At 62.2% G+C, this 22,978-nt stretch carries 22 protein-coding genes and 4 pseudogenes; 14 read left to right on the forward strand and 12 right to left on the reverse strand.

What is annotated here, in order from left to right:
• Positions 1-128: 128 nt before the first annotated feature.
• Both QFZ94_RS33760 and QFZ94_RS33765 read right to left on the reverse strand, forming a co-directional pair.
• Positions 129-368 carry a hypothetical protein gene (locus QFZ94_RS33760; RefSeq protein ID WP_368581661.1) on the reverse strand — a complete coding sequence of 80 codons (240 nt, stop codon included), beginning with the start codon at positions 366-368 and terminating at the stop codon, positions 129-131.
• 65 nt (positions 369-433) lie between these two features.
• A pseudogene (locus QFZ94_RS33765) lies at positions 434-1,085 on the reverse strand (BON domain-containing protein).
• A gap of 378 nt (positions 1,086-1,463) precedes the next feature.
• Here QFZ94_RS33765 and QFZ94_RS33770 point away from each other — a divergent pair.
• Positions 1,464-1,817 (forward strand): hypothetical protein, encoded by a 354-nt coding sequence (locus QFZ94_RS33770; RefSeq protein WP_429462353.1) that lies wholly within the window; start codon positions 1,464-1,466, stop codon positions 1,815-1,817.
• A 209-nt stretch (positions 1,818-2,026) separates the two neighbouring features.
• Here the strand turns inward: QFZ94_RS33770 and QFZ94_RS33775 are convergent, their stop codons facing one another.
• Entirely contained in the window at positions 2,027-2,716 is a 690-nt protein-coding gene (locus QFZ94_RS33775) for a CBS domain-containing protein (RefSeq protein WP_035490457.1), read from the reverse strand.
• A 124-nt stretch (positions 2,717-2,840) separates the two neighbouring features.
• Positions 2,841-3,875: a chemotaxis protein CheB gene (locus QFZ94_RS33780; protein ID WP_429462355.1), complete on the reverse strand. Its 1,035-nt coding sequence runs from the start codon at positions 3,873-3,875 to the stop codon at positions 2,841-2,843.
• A 327-nt stretch (positions 3,876-4,202) separates the two neighbouring features.
• On the opposite strand from QFZ94_RS33780, the pseudogene QFZ94_RS33785 reads away from it, so the two are divergent.
• Positions 4,203-4,601 (forward strand): annotated as a pseudogene (locus QFZ94_RS33785) (nitroreductase family protein); the annotation flags it as partial.
• A 104-nt stretch (positions 4,602-4,705) separates the two neighbouring features.
• A pseudogene (locus tag QFZ94_RS33790) lies at positions 4,706-5,925 on the forward strand (ISL3 family transposase).
• A 65-nt stretch (positions 5,926-5,990) separates the two neighbouring features.
• Here QFZ94_RS33790 and QFZ94_RS33795 read toward each other — a convergent pair.
• The 3 genes from QFZ94_RS33795 to QFZ94_RS33805 form a co-directional block, all read right to left on the reverse strand.
• Entirely contained in the window at positions 5,991-6,425 is a 435-nt protein-coding gene (locus QFZ94_RS33795) for an Hsp20/alpha crystallin family protein (protein ID WP_429462357.1), read from the reverse strand.
• Between the two features lie 174 nt (positions 6,426-6,599).
• Positions 6,600-6,914 (reverse strand): hypothetical protein, encoded by a 315-nt coding sequence (locus QFZ94_RS33800; protein ID WP_429462359.1) that lies wholly within the window; start codon positions 6,912-6,914, stop codon positions 6,600-6,602.
• Between the two features lie 227 nt (positions 6,915-7,141).
• Positions 7,142-7,384: a hypothetical protein gene (locus QFZ94_RS33805; RefSeq protein ID WP_429462361.1), complete on the reverse strand. Its 243-nt coding sequence runs from the start codon at positions 7,382-7,384 to the stop codon at positions 7,142-7,144.
• Positions 7,385-7,759: 375 nt separating this feature from the next.
• Between QFZ94_RS33805 and acs the strand changes: the two genes are divergently transcribed.
• The 4 genes from acs (at position 7,760) to QFZ94_RS33825 (ending at position 11,345) form a co-directional block, all read left to right on the forward strand.
• Positions 7,760-9,736 (forward strand): acetate--CoA ligase, encoded by a 1,977-nt coding sequence (gene acs, locus QFZ94_RS33810; protein WP_429456631.1) that lies wholly within the window; start codon positions 7,760-7,762, stop codon positions 9,734-9,736.
• A gap of 30 nt (positions 9,737-9,766) precedes the next feature.
• Complete coding sequence (locus tag QFZ94_RS33815) at positions 9,767-10,378, forward strand: acetate uptake transporter (protein ID WP_429456629.1); 612 nt, start codon at positions 9,767-9,769, stop codon at positions 10,376-10,378.
• A gap of 247 nt (positions 10,379-10,625) precedes the next feature.
• Complete coding sequence (locus QFZ94_RS33820; RefSeq protein WP_368587506.1) at positions 10,626-10,961, forward strand: c-type cytochrome; 336 nt, start codon at positions 10,626-10,628, stop codon at positions 10,959-10,961.
• Between the two features lie 60 nt (positions 10,962-11,021).
• Positions 11,022-11,345, forward strand: a complete 324-nt coding sequence (locus tag QFZ94_RS33825; RefSeq protein ID WP_429462364.1) for a hypothetical protein — start codon at positions 11,022-11,024, stop codon at positions 11,343-11,345.
• Between the two features lie 52 nt (positions 11,346-11,397).
• Here QFZ94_RS33825 and QFZ94_RS33830 read toward each other — a convergent pair whose 3' ends face one another.
• The gene (locus tag QFZ94_RS33830) at positions 11,398-11,889 is read right to left on the reverse strand and encodes a hypothetical protein (protein ID WP_429462366.1); all 492 of its coding nucleotides are present in this window, start codon (positions 11,887-11,889) and stop codon (positions 11,398-11,400) included.
• 578 nt (positions 11,890-12,467) lie between these two features.
• A complete protein-coding gene (locus tag QFZ94_RS33835; RefSeq protein ID WP_429462368.1) occupies positions 12,468-12,995 on the reverse strand; it encodes a flavodoxin family protein in 528 nt (175 codons plus the stop codon).
• Between the two features lie 282 nt (positions 12,996-13,277).
• Here QFZ94_RS33835 and QFZ94_RS33840 point away from each other — a divergent pair, with 282 nt between their 5' ends.
• From QFZ94_RS33840 to QFZ94_RS33860, 5 genes are all read left to right on the forward strand, one after another.
• Entirely contained in the window at positions 13,278-14,117 is an 840-nt protein-coding gene (locus QFZ94_RS33840) for a universal stress protein (RefSeq protein ID WP_429462370.1), read from the forward strand.
• 23 nt (positions 14,118-14,140) lie between these two features.
• The gene (locus QFZ94_RS33845; RefSeq protein WP_429456613.1) at positions 14,141-14,644 is read left to right on the forward strand and encodes a universal stress protein; all 504 of its coding nucleotides are present in this window, start codon (positions 14,141-14,143) and stop codon (positions 14,642-14,644) included.
• A complete protein-coding gene (locus QFZ94_RS33850) occupies positions 14,641-15,468 on the forward strand; it encodes a universal stress protein (protein WP_429462372.1) in 828 nt (275 codons plus the stop codon). The genes QFZ94_RS33845 and QFZ94_RS33850 overlap by 4 nt, the downstream gene beginning before the upstream one ends.
• 329 nt (positions 15,469-15,797) lie before the next feature.
• On the forward strand, positions 15,798-16,445 hold the full coding sequence (locus tag QFZ94_RS33855) for a response regulator (RefSeq protein ID WP_429462374.1): 648 nt from the start codon (positions 15,798-15,800) through the stop codon (positions 16,443-16,445).
• Positions 16,446-16,664: 219 nt separating this feature from the next.
• Entirely contained in the window at positions 16,665-18,242 is a 1,578-nt protein-coding gene (locus tag QFZ94_RS33860; RefSeq protein WP_429462376.1) for an HAD-IC family P-type ATPase, read from the forward strand.
• A gap of 154 nt (positions 18,243-18,396) precedes the next feature.
• Here the strand turns inward: QFZ94_RS33860 and QFZ94_RS33865 are convergent, their stop codons facing one another.
• From QFZ94_RS33865 to QFZ94_RS33875, 3 genes and pseudogenes are all read right to left on the reverse strand, one after another.
• Positions 18,397-19,617 carry a permease gene (locus QFZ94_RS33865; RefSeq protein WP_429462378.1) on the reverse strand — a complete coding sequence of 407 codons (1,221 nt, stop codon included), beginning with the start codon at positions 19,615-19,617 and terminating at the stop codon, positions 18,397-18,399.
• Between the two features lie 44 nt (positions 19,618-19,661).
• Positions 19,662-20,285, reverse strand: a pseudogene (locus QFZ94_RS33870) (YncE family protein).
• 30 nt (positions 20,286-20,315) lie between these two features.
• A complete protein-coding gene (locus tag QFZ94_RS33875) occupies positions 20,316-20,516 on the reverse strand; it encodes a heavy-metal-associated domain-containing protein (RefSeq protein ID WP_368587517.1) in 201 nt (66 codons plus the stop codon).
• Positions 20,517-21,190: 674 nt separating this feature from the next.
• Here QFZ94_RS33875 and QFZ94_RS33880 point away from each other — a divergent pair.
• Entirely contained in the window at positions 21,191-21,478 is a 288-nt protein-coding gene (locus QFZ94_RS33880; RefSeq protein WP_368587518.1) for a hypothetical protein, read from the forward strand.
• Positions 21,475-22,977 (forward strand): TolC family protein, encoded by a 1,503-nt coding sequence (locus tag QFZ94_RS33885; RefSeq protein ID WP_429462381.1) that lies wholly within the window; start codon positions 21,475-21,477, stop codon positions 22,975-22,977. The genes QFZ94_RS33880 and QFZ94_RS33885 overlap by 4 nt, the downstream gene beginning before the upstream one ends.
• Position 22,978: the final 1 nt, after the last annotated feature.

Below are 22,978 nucleotides of genomic sequence, written 5' to 3' on the forward strand. Positions count from 1 at the left end.
ACAGCGCACGGACGAGAAAGAAATTCAGCGTGAACCGTAACCCATCACTCGTGAACCGCGTTTGCGGTTGATGTGCATAAACGCTTTGCGCGGCGCGCGGCGCACCGGTCTGGCCGTCGATCCATGCGCTACACGGCGATCGTCCGCGTGGTCTTCAACGCGATCCAGGTCATGCCTTCGCGCAGCCCTTCGAGCACCGCTTCGCGCTCACTGGCGAAGATTTTCGCGTGGTGGAAGCTATGTTCGAAGTCGCCGTCCGGCGACGCATGCCGTACATGGATGGTCGATTGGAAGCCGCCGTCGTGCGCCGCATCCGTCTGGACGCTCACGGACCAAGTGCCTTGCTGCACGTTTGCCGATAGGGTCATCGAAGACTCCTTGAGTTTTGACGAGCGAATCCTGATCACGCGAGCGCGCCGCGACTGGCCGCAGGTCATTCGACAACCAGATCGTCGACGACCGCGCGCACGCCGGGCGCGCTCCATGCCACACCGCGCGCGACCGCGCGTTCCGCGCACGATCCAACTTTGCCGGTCAGCGTGACCGTACCATCCTTGACGTGGATGCCGATGTGCTTGACTTCGCGCTGCGCGTGACGCTGCATCGCTGCGGCGATCTTGCCGACGATGTCCTCGGACACGGCCGAGCCGCGCACTTCGATAGCGTTGGTCATGCCGCGCAGGCCACGCATATGACCAACCGCACGCGCGACGATCTGGCGCTGATAGGCCCAATCCACCGAGCCAGTCAACGTGACCCAGCCCTTTTCCACCTTGGACCTTTACCGAATCGTCAGGCACGACGACGCTCCAGTGCAGAGTCGCGCGGACGGCGTTGGCCAGTTCTTCGTCGCCGTGTTCGTGGTGCTTCGGCAACCGGACCTGCATTTCGACGACCACGGCCTTGACACCGGCGACGCGTTGCGCGGCTTTCTCGGCCGCGAGTTTCTCTGCGAAGCTCGGTGGATGACCGGAAAGCGTCACGACACGGTTTGTCACTTCGACACCGATATCTGTCGCAGTGACGGCTGGATCCCAATCGAGTTCGTCCTCGACTTCACGCTTCAGTTGGCTGTCGGTTTTCATCACGAGTCTCTTCGGGGTGCATAGTCTTCGACGCAACGTGGCTCACGTTGTCATGACACAGGTTCGTCCTGCGGCAGCGTAAGGATTCTGACGCAGATCAACGGTGCGCGAGTTCGTCGTCGAAATCTGATCCGAAACCTTTCCACTGCTGTGCTCCTTTCCTGCAAGCTCGCCGAAGCATGACGCTCCAATTGATCGCACTGAATGCGCCGGCCTTCCTGCTCGATGCGCCTGATCCGGCCTGACCAACGCCGTCAACGCGCTTCCCGAACCCGAAAAGATCACGGCTGGCCCCGGAAAGGCGCAACGTGATCGTCGTGCGCGTGGCGCTAACTGCTGTTGCGCGCCCGCCCTGCCAAACTATCCGGCGACGGTTTCGTGCTTGTCCTCTTCGCGAATCAGCAACACTGGACACCGCGCGAAGCGCATAATCTGCTCCGCCACGCTGCCGATCACCAGTCGGAACCAGGTCGCCTGCTTTGCGACGCTCAGCTGCAGCTACCGTGGCACCCTGCTGCAGCGAAGCTGCGCGTCAACGCGCCGGCGCTGCGGGTGCGCGGCCCGCGGCGTAACACGCCGCTCGGCCCGGTACGCGGCAGGTCCGCGCGGATGATGGCCCCCTCCCTCCAAAACAGTCCGTCCGGTGAGCTACAAGCGCAAGCCCTGGCCCATTATCCGTTGCGCGGCATGGGCCGCGGCGCCCGCTTGCAGCGTCGCGAGCCGATCGGTTGAGCGGGCCAGCCCGCCATCGCCGACAGCAGCAGCTCATACGTCGGCTGCCTGCGTGCGACGACGGACTTCTGTCTCGGCCGCCCTGTCCGTCCCGGCGATCGGCGCGCCAGCGACGCTCCAGCGTCAGAAGAACCGGGCGCTCTTGCCGACACACGCATGCGGCGCATCGGCTCGAGATACGGTGCGCAACGGTTTTTGCACCGCCCCTGTCACATCGGCGCAAAGGCGTCGGGATACTCCAGATGATCCTTCACGGCTTTCACGCCTGGCGCGCGGGCTGCGGCGGCGAGGATCGCCTGACGCTCTTCCTCGGATCGCACCACTCCCCAGCAATGAGCGACCCCTTCCATGACTATCAGGTTGTCGGCTGCGATCGCCCAGCGGTGCCCATCGAGTTCTTTCGTAATCGCGCCGCGGATCTGCTCGTCCGACGGTTGTGCATCGAGCTGCGCGGGCGCACAGCTCGCTAGCGCGCGCACCAGACCGGCCCTGCTGACGATGCCGACGAGCTTGCCTTTGCGTAACACCGGTAGCCGCTTGATGTGCTTGCGCCCGAGCAATGCGGCGACCTCGGTAAGCGGCGCGGATTCTTCGACTGTGACAGCGGGCGCGCTCATCACGTCGCTCACCTGAATCGAACGCTCTTTCAGATACTCGACCGCAAGCTGACGCGTGGGCGCGAGGAACTCCGCGAGCCATGACCGACGCGGCGTTTCGGTGCCCATTTCGACACGCCGGAGCAGATCGCCCTCGCTGACGATGCCAATCACGCTGCCCGCGTCATCGACGACCGGCAGGCCGCTGATCCTGTTGTCGGCAAGCAGCTTGGCCGCGTCATAGACCGAGCTGTCCGGTGCAATTGAAACGACCTGGGTCGTCATGATGTCCGAGGCTTGCATGGTGATCTCCATATCGAGTGGCGAGTTGGGGGCAAGACGGGACAATGTTTGGTCCGATTCGGCTTGCAGGCGTTGACCGAAATCAAGCGACCGTGCGTTGAGCAGCGCTCTGGACGGTCTTGCGTTAGCGTGCCGACGCGGACCCGGGTTGGCCGTCAGGCGGAGAAGCGCCGCGCTCAGATGCGCAAAGCCATTGCCACACCTGCGTGGCTTCCCGTTCCGCTCCGCCGATTCTTTCGTGCAGCGCTACGTCGGTGTCAATGCGTTGCGCCAACGGAGCGTTCAGCAGGCGTCGTGCGAGCGCGGCTTCTTCGTTGAGCAAACCGAACAGCGCGGCCAGATGGTTCTCGCGCGATCGCTGCTGTTCGCCAAGAAGACAAAGCGCGGAAAATGCGTGGCCCGCACGGCACCTGAACCGCATCATCCGTCGATCGCGCAATTCGAATAGCGCGCTCGTGCACTCAGGACAGTTCAGGCCGGACGGCGCGCTCATGCGCTCGAAGAGCGCCCAGTCCGCGGTGTCGAGCATGCCCTCCGCGATGCGAGTCTCGATCCGGATGAGCTCGTCATAGTCGCCCGACACGGGCGTGTCCGGATCGTCGTTGGCGAGACTCACGAACAGCTCTCCCATCTCCCCGAGCTTGCAGCAGTGATCGATGCAGACATGTGCGAGCCCGCTTCGCGGCATCGACGGCGCAAGCGCCTCCGATGGCTCCTGCACGACCGCGATTCCACCCCGATCCTTGATGGCCATCAAACCGGCCGTGCCATCGTCGAGATGTCCGGTCAACACCACGCCGACGACGGCCGGCCCATACACGTTGGAGGCGGAGCGAAACAGCGGGTCGATCGCCGGGCGGCAGTGATTTTCCCGTGGTCCTTGCGACAGGCGAAGATAGCCTTGCCGGACAAGCATATGGTGATCGGGAGGAGCGACATAAATGCGCCCCTTCTCAAAGATTTCGAGATTGTGCGGCTGGGTCACCGGCAGGCGTGCTGCCTTGCCCAGAATGACCGGCAGCATGCTCGGGCTAGCGGCGCCGATGTGCTGGACGATGAACACTGGCGCCGGGAAGCTGGCGGGTAACTGTCTCACCAGTTGTTGCAACGCGTCGATTCCGCCGTGTGATGCGCCTATCACAAAGATCCGGCCGCTCATGATTAGCCTTCGGTTCGAATAGAACCCCATGATCGCTGCGTGATGCCAGACCGTTGTTGATTTGCGTCAAGCCGGCAGTGGCGGCGCTCATGCTGATGTCCCACGACTATCGCGATCTGCGCTGAGGGCACAGAGCTGTCCGTTTTTCACTGCTCCGCACCGGCCAATTGCTCCGGTCACGCGCTCTTGACCTACCTGTGGGTAACGGGCGATGCGCCGGACGTCGCGCAAGCCGTGTCACGACGCGTTGACTGAAGTCAAACGGCAGCCGCGTACGCGCCGGTATGTTCGAGACGATGCATCGACATGCGAGGGAACGCATCGCCCCACGAAATCGAGCTCTACGCGGTGCTGCCCAACGGCGTTTATCGCTATGACCCGGCGTCGCACCGGCTCGTGCTCAAGCATGCGAGCGACGCGCGCAATCTGACCGGCTATCAGGACTTCGTCGGCGACGCACCGCTCGACCTCGTGTATGTGGTCAACACGTCGCGTCTGCTGCAGATGCCGTTGCAGCAACGCGATATCTTTTCCGCCGTCGCGGCCGGCGCGATGGCGCAAAACGTCGCGCTGTATTGCGCGTCCGCTGGGCTCGGCAGCGTGGTGCGCGGCTGGATCAATCACCGCCAGCTTGCCGACGCGCTCAGGTTGAACGAAGACGAACTGCCGATTCTCGCGCAGACCGTTGGCCCACTCGGCACGGAGGTCAGCTCTCTCGCGGATTGAGGCTGTTGATCGGCAAAACAAAAGGTTCTTCGTAGAAAAGCGTGGAGCGATTTTTGCCAATTGCGTAATCTGATGCCTGAATTGAGGGGACATCAGGGGGAGAATTGCTCGATCGCAAGGCACTGCAGGCGCTGGGGTGCTGGAAGGGCTACCGGCTGGAACGCGTAGAGTGGCCGCAGGGGGACAACCACACGCTTTCGCTTTATCTGAAACCGGTGAGCAGGGTCATGCATTGCGAGCAATGCGGAGCGCGTTGTTCGCAGATTCATGAACGGCGGTTCGCCGGGTGCGCGACCTGCCACTGTTCGAGTATCGGGTGGTGCTGCACGTGCCCCGCCGCCGGGTCTGGTGCGAACACTGCGGTGGCCCGCGCCTGGAGAAGCTGGAGTGGCTGGGCCGCTACCAGCGGGTGACTGAGCGCTTCGCCAAGGCGTGCGAGAAGCTGCTGCAGGCGGCCAGCGTACAGGCGGTGGCGGCCTTCTACGATCTGGGCTGGCACACGGTCAAATCGATCGACAAGTTGCGCCTGCGCGCACGCGTGGCCGAACCGGACTGGTCGACGATCCGCTATCTGGCGATGGATGAGTTCGCGCTCCATAAAGGTCATCGGTACGCCACGGTGGTGGTCGATCCGATCGGCCGACAGGTGCTGTGGATAGGAGCGGGACGCTCCCGCGAGACAGCCAGGGCCTTCTTTGAGCAGCTACCGGAAGGCGTCGCCGAACGCATCGAGGCCGTCGCAATCGACATGACCACGGCCTATGAACTGGAGATCAACGCACATTGCCCGCAGGCCGAGATTGTCTACGACCTGTTCCACGTCGTGGCCAAATACGGGCGCGAAGTCATCGATCGCGTGCGCGTCGATCAGGCCAACCAGCTTCGCCATGACAGGCCAGCGCGCAAGGTCCTGAAGTCCAGCCGCTGGCTGCTGTTGCGTAACCGCCGCAACCTGAAACCTGAGCAGTCGGTGCATCTGAAGGAACTGCTGGCTGCCAACCAATCGCTGTTGTGTGTCTATGTGCTACGTGACGAACTCAAACGGCTCTGGTTCTATCGCAAGCCTGCCTGGGCGCAGAAGGCCTGGGAGCAATGGTGCGAGCAGGCAAGCCAGAGTGGTATCGCCGCCCTGCAACTGTTTGCGCAGCGCCTGCAAGGCTACTGGCATGGAATCCTGGCGCGCTGCCACCACCCACTGAACACCAGCATCGTTGAAGGGATCAACAACACGATCAAGGTCATCAAGCGCAGAGCTTACGGGTACCGCGACGAGGAGTACTTCTTCCTCAAAATCCGCGCCGCGTTCCCCGGAAATCCTCGATGAACCAAACAAAAGGCGCGCCAGTGACGGCGCGCCATACTTCATCGTCCAGGCTGGGTTGCTGGCTTCTAGTTGACCGTCAGGCGCTTGTGCTCGCTCGAGGCTTTTTTCGGCAGGCTCAACGACAGCACACCGTCCTTGTATTCGGCTTTCGCATTGGCCTCGTCGACCTCGCCGCCGAGCGAGAACGAGCGGCTGAACGTGCCGGAGTAACGCTCGCGACGGATCACGTGTTCGCCCTCCTTTTCCTCCTTGTTGCGCTCGACCTTCGCGTTGATCGAAACGACGCGCCCGTCGATCTGAACGTCGATATCCTTCTTGTCGACGCCCGGCAGTGCGGCTTTCACCGAATATGCACCGTCGTTTTCCGTCACGTCGATCTTCATCGATGCGAGTTCGGTGTCCTGTGTCGTCAGCATCGAGCGCATCGGCCGGAAAAATCCCTGGAACAGCTCCGAAACAGGATCCGTCGAAAACGGATCAAAATGCGTCAGATTGCTCATTGCGCTCTCCTTCATATAAGCAGACCATCAAATGGCCCAATTGTGTCGTTGATCCACGTCAAGCCAGGTCCAGTGCACCGACGGCTTCGCTCGCCTTTGCAGCAGTTCGTGATCCAGCACCGTCCGTCGTCAAGCGCATGGCGCGTGAAACATCGTGCGTCGAGCCATCGTCGGTCAGTGGTTGCGCGCTCGCGCTGCGATCGCTTCGAGTTCTTGTTCCGCGAGATCGAACGCGCCGCGGATCGCCGCCTCGGCGTTGTCGCCGACGCAATGCGCGATGGACCTGAATTCGTGCGCGGGAGTGGTCAGATCCAGACGCACGTCGAAATGCGGACTGGCGCGATCCGGGCGCAACGCCTCAACCGCCAGATGGCAGTTCGACACGAGCGCCCCGAACCGCGCAAGACGCACCAGCTGCACACCCGCCTCTGCTTCGAGCTGCGCGGTGCCAGCGAAGCCGAGATAGACAATCTGCATCCCGATGCCCATCCTCCCCCTCCCGCTCCGAGTATTGTCCGGACACCGAGCGCGGCACCGTCCGTGGACAGCGTCGTTCGCCGCAGGCCTATCGTGTTCCTCCGTGAAGCGGAGTCATTGACCTGCGTCAACCGCGACGAAGGACGGGGGATAAAGGTCATTTTCTTGATGTGCCCAAGCATCTCACGACGCGATGCCGCTCCCGTAGCCAGCGGTGCCGCTGTGAGAGGGCTCAGCGCTTAAACACACCCCGCGCTCATCGCCGGCAGGCATTCAACGGGCGGAAACACGTCCCACGAACCATTGCCGTGCCGGAAAAACACTATCGTCAGGGGCCGCGAAGAAATCGCGCCTTCAAGCCTGACGTAACGCGCGCGAGTGATCGCCATGCGGCCGGTGCGCACCACATGCGCGGGGGTCGCGCCGGTGGGCGCAAGCCATTTTTCGACCAGTGCCCGCAGGGGAATGATGGTGTCTTTCATGACCGCCTCCTCGTTTTCGCCGACTCTGACGCCGTGGAAACGGCGTGCCGTCGAATCTATTATTGGCAACCGTGCTCGTTATCTAAATCAGCGGCGGCGGAAACGCGGGTAGTCCGTGGAGACCGCTCGTAGGAATCGGCTGACTCTCGTCGGACCATCGGACGACACGATTCGTGCTCCTTCGCAGACGCACAAATTCGCGTCACGCACCCGCGATTGATCTGAGTCAATCGTGCCCCTTGCTTTGCGCAACACACTGGTTGCGACATCCGAAGCACTGTTCGAGTCATGCACGCCGCCGCGCCGCCGATCGTCGGATATCGGCAGTCGCGGTGTACCTGTCCGAGTTCACTCATTCACGTCAGCGAGAAGACTATGTCCACTGTCGCCATCAACGATCAAACGCCGGAAACGGCCGCCCCGCCGCTTCTTAAGGACACCGCCATCGACGGCATGGCCGCCTACGAAGCGCTCGTCAACGAAGCCCGCACCGACCGGAGCGGCTTCTGGGCACGGCTCGCGCGCGAGCATCTGAGCTGGCACCGGCCCTTCACGAAGGTGCTCGACGAATCGAACGCACCGTTCTTCAAGTGGTTCGACGACGGTCTGCTGAACGCGTCGTACAACTGCCTGGACCGCCATCTGCACGACGGCAACGCCAACAAGACCGCGATCATTTTCGAGGCCGACGACGGCACCGTGACGACCATCACGTACCGGCAACTGCATGCGCGCGTGTGCCGCCTGGCGAATGGGCTGCGCGCGCGCGGCATCGCGTGTGGAGACCGCGTGATGATCTATCTGCCGATGTCGATCGAAGGTGTCGTCGCGATGCAGGCCTGCGCGCGCATTGGTGCGCTTCATTCGGTCGTGTTCGGCGGCTTCTCGGCGAAGTCGCTGCACGAACGCATGGTCGACGTCGGCGCCGTCGCCGTCATTACCGCCGACGAGCAGATGCGCGGCGGCAAGAATCTGCCCTTGAAATCCGTCGTCGACGAAGCGCTGAACATGGCAGGCACCGACGCGATCCATACCGTGATCGTCTATCGGCGCACGGGCGGCTCGATCCTGTGGGACGAACCGCGCGACTGCTGGCTGCACGAACTCGAAGCGACCCAGCCCGACACCTGCGAACCCGAATGGGTCGGTGCCGAACATCCGCTGTTCGTTCTGTACACGTCCGGTTCGACCGGCACGCCCAAGGGCGTGCAGCACAGCACGGCGGGCTATCTGCTGTGGGCCGCCGTCACGATGAAGTGGACGTTCGACCTGCGCGCCGACGACGTGTACTGGTGCACGGCCGACATCGGCTGGATCACCGGTCACAGCTACATCTGCTATGGCCCGACCGCGGTCGGCGCGACCCAGGTGATTTTCGAGGGCGTGCCGACGTGGCCCGACGCGGGACGGTTCTGGGAGATGATCGCGCGGCACAAGGTCAGCATCTTCTATACGGCGCCCACTGCGATCCGCTCGCTGATCAAGGCCGCCGAGACGAACAGCAGCGTGCATCCGCGTCGCTTCGACCTCGGCTCGTTACGTTTGCTCGGCACCGTCGGCGAGCCGATCAATCCGAGCGCGTGGGAGTGGTTTGCGCGCGAAGTCGGCGGCGGACGCTGTCCGGTGCTCGACACCTTCTGGCAAACCGAAACGGGCGGCCACATGATCACGCCGCTGCCGGGCGCGACACCGCTCGTCGCCGGATCGTGCACGTTGCCGCTGCCCGGCATCGAGGCCGCGATCGTCGACGAAACCGGCTGCGACCTGCCGAACGGTCAGGGCGGCCTGCTGGTCATCAAGGAGCCATGGCCGTCGATGCTGCGCACCATCTGGGGCAATCCGCAGCGCTTCCGCAGTGGCTACTACCCCGCGGACCTGGGCGGCAAACTTTATCTGGCGGGCGACGGGGCGATTCGCGATCCGCAGACCGGCTATTTCACGATCACCGGCCGCATCGACGATGTGCTGAACGTTTCGGGCCACCGCATGGGCACGATGGAAATCGAATCGGCGCTCGCCGCGCATTCGCTGGTGGCGGAGGCCGCGGTCGTCGGCCGGCCCGACGAGACGATCGGCGAAGCGATCGTCGCATTCGTCGTGCTCAAGGGGCCGCGCCCGGAAGGCGCCGAAGCGAAAAAGGTCGCGGAGCAGTTGCGTGCGTGGGTGGGCAAGGAAATCGGGCCGATCGCCAAGCCGAAGGAAATCCGCTTCGGCGACAGCATGCCGAAGACGCGCTCCGGCAAGGTCGTGCGGCGTCTGCTGCGCTCGGTCGCGAAGGGGGAAACGGTCGAGCAGGACATGTCCACCGTGGAAAACCCCGCCGTGCTGCTGCAGTTCGGACATCACGAGTAAGCCCCCCAGTTCCATTCAGGAGACTTCACCATGAAACCCACCGCTCCCAACCCCGCATCGCTCGGCCTTGCCGCCTTCGCGCTGACCACGTGGCTCCTGAGCATGATCAACGCCGGCTGGTTCAGCGGCGGCTCGCTCGGTCTCGTGCTCGCCGTTGCGTTTGCGTTCGGCGGCAGCATGCAGATCGTCGCCGGACTCATGGAGATTCCGCGCTGCAACACATTTGGCGCCACCGCGTTCCTGAGCTATGGCGCGTTCTGGTGGTCGTTCGCGCTGTTTGCGCTGTTCCTGCACGAACAGGTGCCGGCCGCGTTCGTCGGCTGGTATTTGCTGTTGTGGGGCGTCTTCACGTTCTACATGTGGATCGCGACGTTCCGCTCGTCGCGCGCGCTGCAGTGCGTGTTCGTCGCGCTGTGGGCGACCTTCTTTCTGCTTGCGGCCGGCGAATGGCTCGGCTCGGCGGCACTTCGGCACGCGGGTGGCTATGGCGGCCTGCTGACGGCGCTGCTCGCGTTCTATCTGTCCGCGGCCGAGATCATCAACGAGTCGCTGGGGCGCACGGTCCTGCCGATCGGCGCGAAACCCCCGGTCGTCGAAATGGAATCGCTCAGCGCCGCGGTGGTGACGCGTTTTGCGGATTGATTACGCTCATCCGCCGCTGCACTCGGGCCGCCGCGCATATCAGATGCGCGGCGGCCCTCGTCATTTGGATACGCTCCCGCACGCGCGAAACTTGCCGCTGACTGGCGGGCGAAAGCTTTACCCAATGCCACGGCGCACGGGCGAACCGGGAACCCGCCGGCTTGCACCGCAGATCATTTGACCGAGGTCAATAAGGGCAGTTTCGCCGCCCATACACTGGTCTTATTCCTTATGCGGGAGCACTGCCGTGATTGCGCGAATTCGAAACTGTCTGCTGGTGTGCGCGGCGTCCGCGCTGACGGCCGGCACCGCCTACGGCGAATCCGAGCCGACCGCGCTCGTCGATCAGCAGCACTGCATGTTCTGCCACACGCGCGATGCGCCATTTCTCGCGCCGTCGTTCCAGCAGATCGCCGACCACTATCGCAACATGCCCGATGCGCAGCCGATGCTTGAGCACAAGCTGCGGCTCGGCGGCAAGGCACACTGGGGCGATACGCCGATGCCGCCCGCGGCCGAACGCGGTGGCCCGCTGTCGGCACAGGACGCGCACACCTTAGTGCAGTGGGTGCTTAGCCAATAAGGACTCGTCGAGCCGGCCAGCGACATACGATCGCGGCGATCACCCCGTCAGTCGCTCACGTTGCGCGGCGCGTTCGCTCTGTGGCTCGACAAAGACACATGGCAAGGCCCGCATAAAGGTTCTTTCGATCCCGAGGTTCGATCGATATCAGACCAGCCGGGGATCCGCGCTGTTTATTCCTGTGCCGACATTCGGATCGGTCATGTAATCGATTATTCCGCGCATTTGCTGCGCCCCGTCGCTCTTGTCGGGCGCATCGCGGAACATGGTTTTGCCGTCCTGGACAGCATTTACCCGCTGCGACCTCAAGCTCAAGATACGCATACGACCGGCCACCTATTTGATGCAGGTCAACGTAGTGTGGTCATGCGCTTTGCGGACTGATTCGGCGGAGCGATCCCGTGCACTGATACGCATTCGAGCTCGCTGAAGCTCGTCATTTCGCTTCGCTCATAAACGCGCGAAACTCGTCCTCGACCGCGACGATCGCATTCGCACAGGTCCAATACATCACGCTCGCGTTACCGTCGGTGCGGTACATGCCGCGGCACATCGCTTTCAGCTGAATTAGCGCGTGATCTTCGTCGAGCCGTCCCTTCTGCGCCGCGAGATACACGAAGCCGACCGAATGCGGCAACGCGGTTTCGATCAGCGTATCGTCAGCGCGGACGATGCGGCTCGCCGAATGCGTCGCGACGAACGCGCGCGTGCGTACCCATGCCGACTCGCAATCGACCGTCGGTTCGCAACGCACAGACGCTTGTTGACGCGCCTCGAACAGCGCGACTTCCTCGCGGCGGAAGGCCGCCTCGCGCGCGGTGCTCGCGCATCCGGCAACGAGCACCACAGATAGGATCGACACCCAGATCCGATACGCGGCGCGCTTTATGACCGCGCCGGTGTCGGTGTGGCCGCCGAACCAATGCATTTATGGATCTCGCTGAGTTTGCTGTTCATCGGGTTTCCAGTCTTTGTCGCGTCTGAACCCGGCCAACCGCAGCTCGTGTGCAGCGAACTCGACATCGACGATCGCGTCGCGTCCCGTGACGATCGCTTCCCGGGTGTCTCCAAACATAGCGGCTCGTCGCGTATGAAGACTGATCCTGATCAAACATCCCATTGACGGCGATCAAGCGGTGCCACTGCCACGCGTCTACGCTTGCGATGAATACCGCCCCGGCCACATCCACACTACCCGGCGAGGACGACTGAGACCCGCCCTGATCGTTTCGTTTCTGTTCGCGCTGCTCTGCATGTCAGGATGCGGGGGCGACATGGTGCCGGCTGCTGATCGCGAAGTCGCTGTGGCCTTTGCCGACGTGCTGGATCTCTACAACGAACGACTCGAACTGACGTAGCAAGCGGTCTTGCTCGAGCGCAAGCACCCGCTTTCACGGCTCCGGACGGAACGCCTGTGCATCGTCATCCGCGCACCGACTTCGACGCGTTGCGCGGCTCGCTGCGCGTCGAGTCGCAACGTTTTCGACCGCGAGCCTGAACACCCCGCTACACCAGCCACTCCATCTCGCGGCGTGCCGCCATTCTCGACCTGATCTTCTGCGCGAACGTGTCGCGCTTGACGCCGTCTTTGCGTCGATACAGGTCACTGCCGGTAAACACGCAGGTCGCAAGCGGCACCTTGCCCGCCGCCTCAGACATCTGCTTCAGCGCCTCTTTGCCGCCGAACGCGCCCTCGCAGCAAAACAGCGCGAGCCGGCGAACCTGCGGGCCGTGCAATTCCAACCACGCCCGAGCTGGCGCGCATGCGCCGCGTGCCCAGACCGGCGCGCCAACGACGACGAGGTCATACGCTGCGACGTCGAGCAACGCCGGCATGACCTCGGCGTGTCGATGACACAGCGCATCCATCAACGATCTGACGAAACCGCGTGCACCGTTACGCGGCTCGGGACCGCCGGGTTCGCGGATCGGTTCGATGTCGGCGTCCAGCCCGGACGCGAGCAGCTCGGCATCACGCCGCGTTGTGCCGGTTCGCGAGTAATAGACGATGAGAATCCTGCAACGCTCGGACATATGCTTTCTCCGACAGCGGACATGGGGCACCTCATCCGCCAATTGAGCGTCATGCGCTGCGAACGTGCCGGCTCGCGATGCGATGCCGCTTCGATCAAGATCCGACTTGCGGGCGGTGGTGTCAGAGTAATTGAGCTCGGCCGGCAGCGATTGACCCACGTCAACTGGCATGCGGCATCCGCGTGCTTGATCTGCGTCAACAGTCGCGCCGGGCTGGACCATAGACTAAATGTCACCACGGGTTGCGCCCGTTTCCACGCGGTCTGTCAGGGAGCCTTGACGATGAGCTACAAAAGCATTCTCGTTCACATCGATACGAGCGTTCGCGCGCATCCGCGTCTCGAGATCGCATTGCAGCTTGCACACCGGTTTCACGCGCGGCTGACCGGTCTGTTTTCGACCTATGTGCCACCGCGCCACGCGTTCTTCGTCATGGCCGGCACTGCCGAGTACTACGCGGAGCACGAGCGCCAGCGCCACGAAAGGGCTGGCTCGCTCGAGCGGCTCTTTCATGCCGAACTCGCGCGTGCAAAGGTCGAAGGTCAGTGGATCACCGCAGACGGCTATGCGAACGACGATGTGCCGCCGTACGCCCGTCTCGCCGATCTGATCGTGCTCGGACAGACTGATCCGGTCGACCCCGAGGCGTTCGTCGCCGAACAGTTCGTCGAGCACGTCGTGCTGTCGACGGGACGGCCGGTATTGCTGGTGCCGTCGAGCGGGCGCGTCACGCCGCCGGGCCGGCACGTGCTGATCGCGTGGGACGGCAGCCGTGAAGCCACCCGCGCGATCCACGACGCGCTGCCGTTCCTCGCGCATGCCGCGAAGGTGTCGCTGCTGACGGTCCATTCGCCCAGCGATCAACCGCCGCGCGATCGGATTCCCGGCGCGGACATCGCGCTGACCATCGCGCGTCACGGCGTGAAGATCGACGTGCGAGAGCTGACCATCGAAAACGACACGCCGGTCGGCGATGCTTTGCTGTCGCAGGCGTCGGAGCTCGGCTGCGACCTGATCGTGATGGGCGCGTACGCACACTCCCGCCTGCATGAAGTCGTACTGGGAGGCGCAACGCGCACGATGCTCGAGTCGATGACCGTGCCAGTGCTGTTGTCGCACTGAAGATCGCGCTTAAGGAGACCATTATGTTTCACCGCCTACTGGTCGCGCTCGACGGCAGCGATACCGCCTCTCGAGCCTTCGATGCCGCATTGACCCTCGCCGCCGAGTCCGGTGCCGAATTGATGCCGCTGTATGTGATCGATCTGCCCATCATGGCGTACGACACGCCAGGTTTCGATCCGTCCGTGATCGAGGACGCCTTCATCGAAGAAGGCCAGCGGATCGCGACCGACGCGAAGAGCCGGCTGGCATCGCACGGCGTCAAGGGCACGCCACGCACCGTGGAAGCTTCGATCCCCGGCGAAGACGTCGCGAAGCGCATCATCGCGGCGGCGCTCGAATGGAACGCCGATGCCATCGTGATGGGTACGCACGGCCGCCGCGGCTTTCGGCGCGTCATGCTCGGCAGCGTCGCCGAGCGCGTGCTGCGCAGCGCCCGCTGCCCGGTCCTGTTGATTCCGGCCCGTGCGGTCGTTGAACCCGACGATCAGTCCGTCACCGCGTCCGCCGAAAAGGAGCTGACATGAGCTACAAGACCCTGCTCGTTCATATCGACGACAGCCGTCGCTGCGACGCGCGCGTCGCGCTCGCGCTCGATCTTGCGCAGCGTTGGGACGCACACCTGATCGGTTTGTATGTCGTGTGCGAGGACTTCGCGAAACCGCTGTTCGGCACCGACGACGGTTTCGTCGCCCAGCTCGCCGCACTGTCGGCCGATCGCCGTGAGACGGCTCAGCAGGCATTTCTAGCCGCGGCCGAGCGCGCCGGCCGCACAGCGGAATGGCGCACGCCGGAGGGCTCGCCGGTCGATGTGACCACACTTCATGCGCGGCACGCCGATCTGATCGTGCTCGGCCAACCCGACCCGCACGATCCCGCGACTTACGTCGATCGGCATTTCGCCGGCGAGGTCGTGCTGGGCGCGGGGCGACCCGCGCTCGTGATCCCGCACGCGGGTGCGGTCCCGACGCTTGGCGAGAACGTGTTGATCGCGTGGGACGGCAGCCGCGAAGCCTCACGAGCGATCGCCGACGCGATGCCGCTGCTTCAACGCGCGCGCTTTGTCGCCGTCGACGTCGTCGGGCCCACGCATGACCGTGAAACGGGACCCGGCGCGATCGACGTCGCAGCATGGCTCGAAGCGCAGGGCGTGCGCGCGTCGTTCTCGACGACGCCGCGCCTTCGCGTCGCGGGCACTGGCGCGACGCTGCTTAACCGGGTCTCGGACCTGCACGCCGATCTGCTGGTGATGGGCGCGTATGGCCATTCGCGTGCGCGTGAACGTGTGTGGGGCGGCGTCACGCGGACGATGCTCGAATCGATGACGGTGCCGGTGTTGATGGCGCATTGAGTGGCGCCCGAGCTAAATGAGCGCTGCGAGACGGCGCAGGTGTGGAGGATGAAGGGCAACCGGGCCAATGCGCGCGCCGTCCCCGCGAACCGCTTACTACGGACTATTCACGGCATGGGGCGATGGTGCGAGGCCACGTCATTCAGGAGACGCTGAATAACACTGGCCGCCCTGCGATGGCGAGCACGCTTGGACCGACGCTGTGCACAAATGGCGCGTACTGCTTGCTGTGGAAGGCGGATAATTGTCGTGTCCCCAATCGGTAGACAGTCAAAGGCAACGGTGAATACGTTTCCCTTGCAATCGATGCAACAGAAAGAGATCACCTCATGATCAAAGTGTTGCTAGCCGACGACCACACGCTCGTGCGCGAGGGGCTGCGCCATATCCTCCAGCAGGCAAGCGACTTTGACGTAGCCGGCGAAGCGTGTGACAGCGCCACGACGATCGCGCTGATCCGCGCGACGCATGCGCACGTGCTCGTGCTCGATCTGTCGATGCCCGGGCGCAATGGCATCGAACTGATCAAGCAGATCAAGGAAGAAAAACCCGACCTGCGGATTCTGGTACTGACGATGCACGCCGAGCAGCAATACGCGGTGCGCGCGTTCAAGGCGGGCGCGTCGGGCTATCTGACCAAGGAAAGCGCGAGCGCGGAGCTGGTCGGCGCGGTGACGAAAGCTGCGTCAGGGGGCGTGTATGTGAGTCTCGCGATGGCCGAACGCTTCGCGCAGAATCTGAACGAGCCTGTCGACACGCTGCCGCACCAGCGGTTGTCCGATCGCGAATTTGACGTGTTCCGGCGCCTCGTCGAAGGCCAGAGCATCAGCGAGATCGCCAACGAACTTTGCGTCAGCGTCAAGACGATCAGCACACACAAGACGCGCATCCTCGAAAAAATGCAGATGCCGAACGAGAACGGGCTGGTTCGCTATGCGATCCGTCACAAGCTGTTCGACGACGAAACCGACCTGTAGCACCCTTCCACTTCCGTGCTCAGAGAGCGACCTCCTGTCGTCAGGAATATTCCAACGCCGGCTACCTCGATTCCTGGTCTCGGTTAAAGCGCCGCTGATGCATATTTGCGATGACGTCGCCAATCAAGGTTTCGGCGCGATCGCCTCGTGCGGGCGAAAGGCAAAACGATCCATATCGAAGACGCGGAAGGACTCACCCGAGTCTGAGCGCCGGCCCCGATGCCTCAACACAAGAAAGCAATGGTCGCCGCGTTGCAGGCAAACGGTCATACCGTCGCCATGATAGGTGGCGGAGTCAACGATGTGCTTGCGCTGAAACAGGCAGACATTGGTATCGCGATGGGGAGTAGTTCAGGGGCCGCCCGCACGGTCGCGCCACTTGTACTGGTCGATGACCGTCTTGCGTCGCTACCGGCTATTGTCGGCGAGGGGCGGCGAATCATCGGCAACGTTGAGCGTCTGGCAAACCTCTTCGTGACCAAAACGGTCTATGCGATGCTGCTCGCAATTGCAGCGGGTATTGCCGACCTGCCGTTCCCTTTCCTTCCGCGCCACCTCACTCTTGTAGGCACATTGAGTATCGGGATACCTGCCTTCCTGCTATCCATGGAGGCCGGTGGCGACCGCGTCAAGCCCGGCTTCATTGGGCGAGTGATGCGATTCGCCATTCCGGCAGGTCTTGTGGCCGCCATCGGCACATTCGCAGCCTATTTCACCGTGTTTCAATATGAAAATGGAGGCCTCGAAAGCGCGCGGACAATGGTCGCCATCGCATTGTTCTGCGTCGCATTGTGGACTCTATACCTGTTGTCCAGGCCGGTGAATCTTTTTCGCGCGTTATCGATTGGCGCAATGACTGCATGCTTCGTCCTGGTCGTCGCATTGCGGCCGCTCCGAACGTTCTTCAACCTCTCGCTGCCGTCACCGATGATGCCGCTCACATCGGCTATCGTGGTGCTGGTAGCCAGCTTTGCACTCACGCGGGTCGTCTATAAACTTTCGGCCGCGACATTTGCGCCCGGAAGCGAGTTTGGTATGTCCGGCGGACAGAGGATTACCTGGCATCTGATTTACGAGCGCATCGGCGTCCGCAACCTGCTTGTTGCAACGGTACTGGTGATTGGTGGCGTGTGGCTCTTCTTTGGCGTGCTCGAGGATGTCGTCAGTCATGACCCGCTGGTAGACGTGGACGTTGCTATTCACGCCGCCATGCAGCCCCTTCGCTTTCCCGCCCTCGATTCGGTGATGGTCGCTGCGTCGGAACTCGGCGATGCGGCGGTCACCGTCCCTGTGATGTTCGTCGTGCTTGGCTGGTTCGTCTGGCAGCGCGAATTGCGAAGTGGCCTTTACTGGGTAGCAGCAATCGGGTTGGCTGAAGTCTTCGTCATTCAGCGGCCGAGGCCGACGTTGATATACGAGGGTGTGCACAGTTTCTCGTTCCCTAGTAACCACGCGACACTGAGCGTCGTCACCTGCGGTCTTCTTGCTTACTTTGTCGCACGTACCTATCGCGGCGTATGGCGCCAGCGTATTGCCATAGCAGCGGGCCTTCTCATTGCGCTCATCTCATTTTCGCGCCTCTACCTCGGAGCCCACTGGTTCTCGGACGTCCTCGCTGGCATCAGTTTTGGTATCGCGTGTATCGCCTCGGTGGCCTTACTTCACCATATTGGCGACGGCGGCAGAAGCAAGACGCTCGCCTTGGGTGTTTCGGCAATGGTCGCCCTCTTGCTCACCGCGGGCACATACGTCTTCATGCAACACAGCGCCGACCTAATTCGGTATGCACCGAGGTAGCTCGGCTGCGACCGCTATCCGATTTCGGTTCATATCCTCTCCATTTGGATGCAGCTTCTGCGAAAATTGCCCGCGTTCGTGGTAAGCATCCCGCGACGCATCCTTAAAGTGTGAAAGGTTCTGGAGTACTTGGGTATGCAACCTCGTTTGCAATTCAATGTTGCTGGTGAGTGCCGTGGCCATGCCCAGGCGGATGATGTTCGTGGGAACCTGCTCGATGTCCGGCCCCGTGATGGTCATGTTCGCCGCGCTCCATCATCCGCACCATTTCGGGACCACCTGTCCTGAAGAACACAAACGTCAATACCATGAACACGACACCGAAACCGATGTTGAGTATCGTGGTGTAGTTGAAGGAAATAGTCGCATCGACCATCGCTGTCCGGTGTTCGCGCGGAATCAAGCCAGCCAACTGGAACACCGCCTCCACGATAAGCGCTGCCACGACCATGGCGATATAAAAGGTGACCGCCATGAACACGGTCATTTTGCCGCCGTAGTACTTCCGGTAGATGTTCAGGATGGGAAGGATGATGAGGTCACCGAATATGAACGAGGCGACGCCACCAAAGCTGATGCCCCCTTTCCATAGAACCGCTGCCAACGGTACGTTTCCGACGGAACAGGTGAACGAGGCAACTGCGATGAGCGGGCCGATGAAAGCGCCCCAAATCATTGCGACTGCCGGATGACTTACCAGAAAAGACTTCTGCCAGAAACTGTCCGGCACCCAGGCGGCTATGGCACCGGCAACAAGTAGCCCGATGCCAATGTCACGCCATAGCATGGTCCAGTTCATCACATAGCTATGACTGATTGCCCTCCAGCCATCCTTCGATGAGAGCCGCTCTTTCCAGGTCCCCTTCTGTTCACCCATCGACATGGCAGCATGCCCTTCCATGCTGCCGGCGACACCTTTGTTCGCCTGGTCGATAGCCTGCTTTCGCAGGGAATCGCGCAGGAAGAATCGAAACAGCAGGACGAGCACACCAATCATGATGGTGCCACCGACGAACTCGGCGGCGGCGAACTGCCAGGCAATCAGTACCCACATCAGCACGCCCAGCTCAAGCACTAAATTGGTCGCAGCGAACTGGAATGCCATGGCAGCGGTAAAGTCGGCTCCTTTACGCACCATGGAGCGCGCCATGGCGACGGCCGCATAAGAGCACGATGACGACGCTGCACCGAACAGGCTCGCACGCGTGAGCGAACGCAAGGAGGCGTCCGGAAGCAGCTTCGACATCTCGGACTTCGAGACCGTCACCTCAATCACGGCGGAAAACAGGAAGCCGAGGCTGAGCCCCCAGAAAATCTGCCATAACATGGTGAAGGACATCCACAGGGCATGACCCAGTGCGCTGAGAATGTGCATCACGAACTCTGTGAGTTGCGCTCCTATGACAATGGTGCGCGATTCTAAAAATAGGTGCGGTGAGGTGACATGCCGACCTTGATGGTGCTCATGAACTTCAGCGTCTTCATGTCAGCGACACCGACGTAACGGCTCAAGCGGAACGTAACCCGCAGGTATCGCCGGTCAGGTGTCAGTTCCATATCGTCCGGCGCAGGCAGCAAGCCCTTGATGGTGCCGACGTTTGTGAGCGAGTTCTCGTCGAGGATGCTAATGGTATTGCCGACCCGATTCGTGACGAGCACGTGCTGACTATCAGCGAGCGAACGGAAATTGTGAGCCCCCTTGTCGATGTGGATGGCCTTCACAATTTACCGGGCGCGCCGGTCGATAACAGCGACGTAGTCAGCACCCGTCATGCCTGCTAGAAGAAATTTGTCGCTGGGAATCAGCCACAGGCCCGCAGGGGCCTAGACGAGCCTAATCCCGACCGCGTTCGCCACTATCAACGATTGGTTGTCGGGCGTCGCCGTCAAATGGTGCGGCTCGTTTCCGACGGCCACGGTATCGACAACCTTTAGAATGGCCTCGTCTATCAAGCTGACATTCGCGTCCGCCGAATCGAGAACGATGACGTTTTCAGCCGCGGCGGCCGACGGAACGGACGCAACCAGACCCAGCGCTAACAGAAGGGGCGCATCCGAGACTCTCACTGGTCTTTACGGCGCTATGACCACTGGATGGAAGTTAGCCTGCTCGATTGCGTGGAAAATCTGGCCCTGATTCAACGCAGATTCCACTTTCACTGTCTTGGCTGCGACGTCAATCTGAACCTTTGCCGCCGGGTCCAGCCGTGCAATTGCCTTGCTGATTGCGCTTGCACATCCACCGCACGACATGTCCGAAACCTTGAATTCCATTTTCATCCCCACGTAATAAGTTACCTTTACAGCATGAACATTCCCACGATGGGAATGTCAAGTAGAGTCGCAACGGCCACACCGGAAATGTCCCTAGCCGAGAGCGTTGAATCCGCTCGAGGCCAGCCTTCAGTTAGGAAATGACGCCTTCGCACGCTTAACCAGGTCGTAAGCCCGTGCTAAACTTCGCGGCTATGTCCTACTGGCGCAAAATTATTCTCGTCGTGCTGTTGGCACTGAGCCTTCCGGTTCAGTCGTTTGCGGCCGTCTCGATGATTTGTGCTGCTTCTGAAGCGGTCGGCGATGACACGACCGCCCACCATGTCCATCGAGGCGACTCAGTCGACGGACATGCGCTGGTATCCGACGCTGATGGCCATCATGGTCACGACCACAGCGGCGTACATCATCCTCACGGATGTTTGACCTGCGCCTCCTGCTGTATCGGGGCAGCAATACCGGTCGTGCCTGCGGTTTCCGCTTCGGCTGACCTGTCTAATTTTCCCGTCCCCCTGCCTCCGCCTGCGCGTGTCGCGTCGTTCCTGACCGGCGGCATTGAACGCCCTCCCCGCCTGATTCTCGTCTAATCCTCGCACTCGCGGCGATTCGCTGCGACCAGCAAGCTCTTCTGGCGTCTTTCACGGACGCCGGATGATTTACGACGAGAGCAATTCATGCGAACAATTTCTGCGGCGCTATTCGGCGCAAGCGCAGTACTGCCGTTGCTCGCGCACGCGACGGCTCTTTCCGACCCGACTGATGCGGCGGTATCGGTGCCGGCCGTCACCGTGCACTCCGCCTTTGACGGCTACCGGTCGTACCGGGACGGCGAAGCACCGAGCTGGCAGTCATTAAACCGCGCAGTTACACCCGGTCACCGCACGGCTGGAATGAAACAAGGTCAGCAATCAGGTGATGCTTCCGCCGCGAAGAAACACGAACACGGGGGCGAGTCGGAATGATGCGACTACTCGCGCACCGCCGCGCGACCTCTATCGCCCTCGCGACGCTGTTCATGGCCGGCTGCACGACCTTCTCGAAGGACGGTGGCTTTAACACCGTATCGTCGACAGCGTCGGAGCGCCTTGGCAAAGAGGTCGTCTACGTGAAAACCGACGAAGACCGTGAGGCGGTCTTCAGGCGGACACAGGAACTGCTGTCGAAGCCGCTCGGGATGGATGATGCCGTCCAGGTCGCGTTGCTGAACAACCGGGGACTTCAGGCATCGTACGGCGAGCTCGGCATTTCCGAGGCCGACCTTGTTCAGGCGGGCCGCCTGCCCAACCCGGGCTTTACGTTCAGCCGGACACACTGGAGCGATGGCTTCGGCATCAGCCGGACCTTTTCCATGGGCGTCCTGGGGATACTCGCGCTGCCGGTAGCGACACACATCGAGAGCCAACGGTTTGAAGAGACCAGGCTCGAAACTGCCAACGCGATGCTCGCCGTCGCCGCCGACACCCGAAAGGCCTACGTGAGTGCTGTGGCTGCGGAGCAGGCAGCCCTCTACTCCGCTCAGGTCAAGGACTCCGCCGAAGCTGGGGCAGAACTCGCCTTACGGATGCGCCAGGCAGGCAACTTCAGCAAGCTCGACTATGCGCGCGAGCAGGCCTTCTACGGGGAGTCGGTCGCGGAGGTGGCAAAGGCAAGGCAGCAGTCAGTCGTCGCTCGCGAGAAGCTGACCCGCATGATGGGCCTTTGGGGTTCAGGAACCCAGTTCAAGTTGCCGGAGCGCCTGCCCGACCTGCCAGACGACAGGCCGCAACTCAACGACCTCGAGAGCTTCGCGATGCAGAACCGCCTGGACATTCAGGCGGCGAAGCAGCGCACGCAAAGCGTCGCCAGCTCGCTGGGGCTTAGCAAGGCAACCCGGTTTATCAATGCGCTCGACGTCGGCTATCTCAACAATTTCGAGACCGACAAGGGACATGAGCGCGGCTACGAAATCAGCGTTGAGATTCCAATCTTCGATTGGGGCAGCGCAAAGGTCGCGCGTGCTGAGGCCATCTACATGCAGTCCGCAAACCGCCTCGCCCAGACGGCGATCGATGCGCGCTCCGAAGTACGCGAGTCGTACTCCGCCTACGTGACGAGCTATGACGTTGCGAAGCACTACCGCGACGAGGTGGTGCCCGTGCGCAAAACCATCTCGGACGAAATGCTGCTGCGTTACAACGGCATGCTCGCCAGCGTGTTCGAGCTGCTTGCCGACTCACGCGAACAGGTCGCCGCCGTCAACGGGTACATCGACGCGCTGAAAGACTTCTGGCTCGCGGAAACGGACCTGCAGCAGTCGCTTGGGGGCCGTCTTCCGCCGCTCGCCATGACGCGTGCACCGGACGCCCCGCATAGCGACGCAACAGATGCCCCTGCCGCACAAACGCCATCGGCCCCGGCGCAGGAATCGCCATTGTCGGCCACCACCATGCAACCGGCGTCGCCGACGAATTCAAAAAGGTGAA

The organism is Paraburkholderia sp. JPY465 (genome assembly GCF_050436725.1).
GTDB lineage: Bacteria > Pseudomonadota > Gammaproteobacteria > Burkholderiales > Burkholderiaceae > Paraburkholderia > Paraburkholderia youngii.